The organism is Alkalibacterium sp. s-m-28, from assembly GCF_054658175.1.
The window spans coordinates 1-5,859 of record NZ_BAAGIQ010000107.1 but is presented as its reverse complement, the minus strand read 5'-3'; the positions used below and the strand labels follow the sequence as shown (position 1 = coordinate 5,859).

5 protein-coding genes and 1 pseudogene are annotated in these 5,859 nt (G+C 38.8%); all 6 read left to right on the top strand.

Annotated elements, in window-relative coordinates:
• The first annotated feature begins 333 nt into the window (after positions 1-333).
• The 6 genes and pseudogenes from ACYQ4S_RS10470 to ACYQ4S_RS10445 all read left to right on the top strand — a co-directional run bounded on the left by ACYQ4S_RS10470 (position 334) and on the right by ACYQ4S_RS10445 (position 5,632).
• Positions 334-963 (top strand): nitroreductase family protein, encoded by a 630-nt coding sequence (locus ACYQ4S_RS10470; protein ID WP_459771011.1) that lies wholly within the window; start codon positions 334-336, stop codon positions 961-963.
• Positions 964-1,116: 153 nt separating this feature from the next.
• Positions 1,117-1,425 (top strand): annotated as a pseudogene (locus tag ACYQ4S_RS10465) (ROK family protein); the annotation flags it as partial.
• 52 nt (positions 1,426-1,477) lie between these two features.
• On the top strand, positions 1,478-2,014 hold the full coding sequence (locus ACYQ4S_RS10460) for an ROK family protein (RefSeq protein WP_459771009.1): 537 nt from the start codon (positions 1,478-1,480) through the stop codon (positions 2,012-2,014).
• Between the two features lie 70 nt (positions 2,015-2,084).
• Positions 2,085-2,615 carry an immunoglobulin-like domain-containing protein gene (locus ACYQ4S_RS10455; protein ID WP_459771007.1) on the top strand — a complete coding sequence of 177 codons (531 nt, stop codon included), beginning with the start codon at positions 2,085-2,087 and terminating at the stop codon, positions 2,613-2,615.
• Positions 2,616-3,352: 737 nt separating this feature from the next.
• Entirely contained in the window at positions 3,353-5,206 is a 1,854-nt protein-coding gene (locus ACYQ4S_RS10450) for a heavy metal translocating P-type ATPase (RefSeq protein ID WP_459771006.1), read from the top strand.
• A 192-nt stretch (positions 5,207-5,398) separates the two neighbouring features.
• Positions 5,399-5,632 (top strand): heavy-metal-associated domain-containing protein, encoded by a 234-nt coding sequence (locus tag ACYQ4S_RS10445; protein WP_459771004.1) that lies wholly within the window; start codon positions 5,399-5,401, stop codon positions 5,630-5,632.
• Positions 5,633-5,859: the final 227 nt, after the last annotated feature.

The window sequence follows — 5,859 nt, the reverse complement described above, 5'->3', positions numbered from 1 at the left end:
CTATCCGAAGATATAAACCGAACGTATTTTCGAATACGTGGCGGTTTAGTTCAGTGCACCCTTTTTTATGAAAATAGGTTGTCATTTTATAATCTATTCTCTTGACTTAACACCATAATGCTTAATAAAGGTATGTTTAGCAAAAGAGATAGTGATTAACTAGTATTAATGAACAGCAAAAGGAAAAAGGCCCAGCTAAATACTAGAGATTAAGTTGGCTATTGATGGTTGCCATCAACAGATGTTATATCTTTGTTTGCTTATATATACCAGCTGGATATAATTTGTCAAATACACGGAGCACAAAAACCTTCAAAGAAAAGAGGCTACCTGATGACAAAAACCAATGATTTTGACGATATTATACTCAACCGGCGCTCAATCAGAGAGTTTGATCCAAAGGTAAAAATTCCCCGCGAAGATATGCTTGAAATGATTCAAAAAGCGACGCGTGCTCCGTCTTCAGTCAATCTTCAGCCCTGGCGATTTGTAGTGGTGGACAGCGAAGAGGGTAAACAAAATCTCCGGCCTTTGATGCGCTGGAATACACAGCAGAATGACACGTCAGCTGCGATGGTTCTTATCTTTGGCGATCTGAAGTGCTACGAGTACGGAGAAAAAATTTATGCTAAAGCAGTGGCAGAAGGCAAGTTGACAGAAGAAGAAAAAAACAAGCAGTTGAGGGACATAATTCCTGAGTACAAAAGCTTTCCAAAAGAAAAGATGAAAAAGGTTGTCCGGCTTGATTCTAATCTCGCAGCCATGCAATTCATGCTGGTAGCCAGAAGCCATGGCTATGACACGAACGCTATTGGCGGATTTGATTACGGTCAGCTGGCAGAAAGTGTAGACCTTGATAAAGAACGCTATGTGCCTGTTTTAATATTGGCTGTCGGGAAAGCTTTAGAACCGGGCGAAGAAACAGTTCGTTTGGACGCAGAAGCGATTACAACTTTCAAATAAAGAAGACGCACTATTTAATAGCTTTTGCTGTATAAACAGATAAGGATAAAAAAGAACGCCTTTCACAGGGGTTCTTTTTTGATATACTATTAAAAAAGAGAAAGCGCTTTAAGGAAGTATCATATAATTCTCAAAGTGAAAAGGAGCAGACAGATGAAGCAGTATTTAGTATTTGATATAGGTGGGTCAGCAATCAAATTTGCGCTGATGGATAAAGAGACTATACATATTAAAGGAAAAAGAAAGACCCCCCGTGATTCACTGGAATCCCTGCTGTTTGTGATTGAAAAGATTGTCCAGCCCTACGTAAAAAGTATAGCAGGGGTGGCCATCAGCATGCCGGGTCGAATTGATTCTGATGCCGGCTTTGTCATTCACGGAGGTTCGCTGCAGTACGCCAGAAATATTCACTTGGCAGATATTATTCAAGAGCGGCTGAATCTGCCTCTGAGGCTTGAAAATGACGGAAAAAGTGCGGCCCTTGGGCTAGTTCTGGAAGGGCGGTCTCAAGGGCATGCAAAACGGCGTAGCTTTTGTCTTGGGTACGGGTGTAGGTGGCGGCATTATCTCCAATGGTCAACTCGTAAAAGGGCATCATTTCAGTGCAGGAGAATTTTCCTTTATACGGACCGATGGTAAAAACCCACTGAATCCGGAAAGTTTCTTTGGTAGAAGTGGGAGTACGACAGATCTGGTACGGCGAGTCGCACAGATGACTGGAGAAGACCCGGAAGATTTTGAAGGTCAGGATATGTTCAGGCTCATTCGAGCAGGTCATCAGGAAGTAGAAAGGGAGTTCAGAGCTTATTGCAAGGGAGTCGCGGGACAAATCATTAATCTCCAAGGGGTACTCGATCCGGAACTGTTTGTGATAGGTGGCGGTATGAGTGCAGAGCCGATGCTGGTAGAGGAAATAAAAAGAGCACTGGACGACTTCTATGAAAGGGACCTTGTTTATTCAGTTACGGGAGTTCGTGCATCAATTAAAAGAAGTGATTTGGGCAATGATGCGAATCTCTACGGTGCTTTATATCAACTGATGAATACGTAAAAAAGTTAGTGGCATTGTTATATCTCAAAACATTTTAGCGATGATTTATTGAAGAGAGCGGAGGATGAAAGTGAAATTAGTAATGTTGGTAATGAGTATCTTTCTTCTGGCTTCCTGTGCTACGGAGGAAGGAAGTGAAACAGATGATGGAAGCGAAGGGCGCGAGGGCAATTCTCTCAGTAGTTCTGATGCAAGGAGAGAAGTCGGTAAAATTGATAAAATAACTTTTGATCGGGATCATGAAGAGGAAGCTTATTCGCAGAAAGAAGATAGCGTTGACCTGGAGGCAATTCAATTTAATGTACGGGCAGAAAGAACTGAAGTGACCGAGCTGGTTCTTGAAATAACTGTGGAAGAAGGAGAAGAGCTGAGAATCGGAAGCACACATTTCCGACTGGAAGAGTTTACAGCTGGAGAGTGGGAACAGATAGAAGGGGTTCTTTATGGGGCAGAAGATGCAGAGACTATTATCACAGCTGAAGAGCCTTTTGAAAAGCGTTTCAGTGACCTTGACCAATACGACGCGGATTTTGATACAGGTGTTTACCGTATTGTAAATTCCGGATATGTCTTTCCATTTTACATATATTTATTGAGGTAGGTATCTCTAAGAAATAGAGGGTCCAGGAAAACTGAACAGCCAGACTTAAAGTCATGTCCATAAGGGCATGGCTTTTTCTGTCGACAACTCGTTAGAAAGGAACCGGATTTTGAACGGTCGATATTTATATAATTGTATGTATATGAAAAGGGTACATACAGGCAGCTACAAGAAAATAAAATAAGGTGAAAACTGCTTTGGATTAACCCTTTTAAAAAAAATATTGACGTTACTGATGAAACTTAAATTAAGGTTGAAATCAACCCTCTTCACTATTTTGAGACAAATCAGAGCGTTACAGTATGAACCGTTTGAGTGTTTCAAAGAATCGTTCGCCCCTGGTTAAGTGAAAGAGAGTGCAAATAGACTAATCGACAACTAAATAACCCCTAAAAATTTCTGGAAAAAGTCATCCCTTGCACCAGCAATTGACTTTTTTGGAAATTTTAACGAAAACTACTTGTGATTAAAGTAACAATGTATAAAAATCATTTATTCTAAGTTTTATGCAACACTAGTGATGTACAATATAATGATTTTTTTTGATTGTATGTTCGATAATATATAAGAGTTATTCAGTTATTCAGTAAAACAGTTGGATTTGTTTTGCTGTTCTTTTATAATTTTTCACTTTTACAATAGAACTTGATCCTAATCAATTTTTATTTCATAGAAACATCCTATACTAGAGTCATCAACAAGGGATACAAATGAAAATGAAATTGGAGGGAATCAACATGCAAAGATATATATTGAGTAAAAAGAATTCCATTACACTGATCAGTGCAATTTTGATTGCACTTGCATTCTTCGGACGATTTTCCTTAGACAACATGGCCATTTTCAATTGGTCGCTCATCATTGCATCTATTCTTGGTGTAGCACCAATTGCGATTCAAGCCTTTCAGGCATTAAAAGTAAAAGTTGTCAGTATTGATGTTTTAGTTACCATTGCAGTAATTGGGGCAGTATTGATTCAAAATTATGAGGAATCAGCCATCGTTACTTTCTTATTCTTATTTGGTTCTTACTTGGAGCAACGTACCTTGAACAAAACACGTTCTGCCATTAAAGAATTAACAGAGCTGGCACCAGAAAGTGCTTTAAAGCAAATGGAAAATGGAGAATTTGAAGAAGTTGATGTCGATGATGTAGATGAAGGTGACATTTTATTAGTCAAAACGGGTGCAAAAGTCCCCGTAGATGGAACCGTGTTAACAGGTGAAGGTCACATCAATGAAGCAAGTATTACCGGAGAGTCTGTTCCAGTAAGCAAAAGGGTCGATTCTGAAGTATTTGCGGGAACAATCTTAGAAAATGGAACGATGCAAATTCGATCTGACCGTGTAGGGGAAGATACAACATTTGGTAGAATTATCGAATTAGTGGAAGAAGCACAGGATTCCAAATCAGAAGCAGAGCGGTTTATTGATCGATTCTCAAAATACTATACACCAGCTGTTTTAGTCCTTGGTTTTATTGTTTGGCTATTCTCAAAAGATATTGAACTAGCTATCACGATTCTTGTTTTAGGATGTCCAGGTGCATTAGTTATCGGGGTTCCTGTATCCAACGTTGCCGGTATCGGAAACGGTGCACGTAATGGTGTCCTCCTAAAAGGTAGTGAAGTTATCAATGACTTTAGCAGAGTAGATACTATCGTTTTTGATAAAACGGGAACATTGACAGTAGGAAACCCTGAAGTTGCCGAAAAAGAATTTTACGGCAACAACACTGAAGAAATTCTAGGATACTTAGCAAGTGTGGAGCGCGAATCGGACCACCCACTAGCAAAAGCTGTCTTACAGGATATTGGCGAGACAACTTTCTATACTGTTGAAGAAACCGAAGTCGTTAAAGGTGGCGGAATTGTAGCAAAAATAGGTGTTCATCGTATAGCCGTTGGTAACGTAGCTTTAATGGAAAAGGAAAATGTGAAATTAAGCGAAAAAGCTAAAAAAGATGTCGAACGCTTTGAGAAATATGGGAATTCTCTTGTGTTAACTGCGGTCGACGGAGAATTAAACGTTCTGATGGGTATTCGGGATCAAATCCGTCCAGGTGTTAAAAAAGATCTTCAAAAACTGAAAAAACTAGGGGTCAAAAACCTTGTCGTTCTTTCTGGGGACAACCAAGGAACCGTAGATTTAGTTGCTCGAGAACTTGGGTTAACAGAAGCACACGGTCATATGCTTCCAGAAGAAAAATCCGCATATATTGAAAAAATGCAAGCAAATGGCCAACTCATTGCCTTTGTCGGTGACGGAGTGAATGATAGTCCTTCATTAGCCTTAGCAGATATCGGAATTGCCATGGGAAGTGGAACAGATGTTGCAATTGAAACATCGGATGTCGTTTTAATGAATTCTGACTTTAGTCGTTTACCACACGCATTAGGCTTAACAAAATCAACTTCAAGAAACATGAAACAGAACATTACCATAGCAGTTGGTGTGGTATTAGTCTTACTTGCTAGCCTACTATTTAGTGAATGGATGAATATGTCAATCGGGATGTTGGTTCACGAAGCAAGTATCTTAGTAGTCATCTTGAATGGTATGAGATTACTTCGATACCGTTTGAGAGAATAATTTTAATAGAAAGCGGTATCGACGAATGATAAAGGGGAAGTATTCAGGTAGGAAGAAGAAAATACTCCCCTACTTTTTTCTTAAAACTTGATTTGCGTCAATTTCATTTCGTTGAACCTCAGCTATACTTAAATTGTAAAGAAGAAGAGGAAAACAAAAAAGTCAAAGATAAGATGAAAGGAGAAATAATTCATGCAAAAAGCAGTTATTCAATTAGAAACATTATCTTGTCCATCTTGTATGCAAAAGATTGAAAATGCGGTGAAAGGATTAAATGGGGTTAATCAAGATAGCTTAAAAGTATTATTTAATGCCAGTAAAGTAAAAGTAGAGTTTGATTCAGAAACGATCACCATTAACGATATCGAAAAAGCCATTGAAGACTTAGGATATCCAGTCGTCAAATCAAAAGTAAAATCGGCCTAAGACAAACACACATAACAAAAATTATATATGAGCCAATTTCATAATTATTTGTCGTGTTTAACACCTGATAAATCAACTTTTTTAAAACATAGAAAAAAGGACCCCCCCATATGGTACAATTAGGTTGTCGACTAAGACACGTACTCCAGGAGGGATTCCTTATGTCCATTATACAACAACCCACTTTATTTGACATTGATTTTTTAGAAAAACTTGACGTTCAGGAG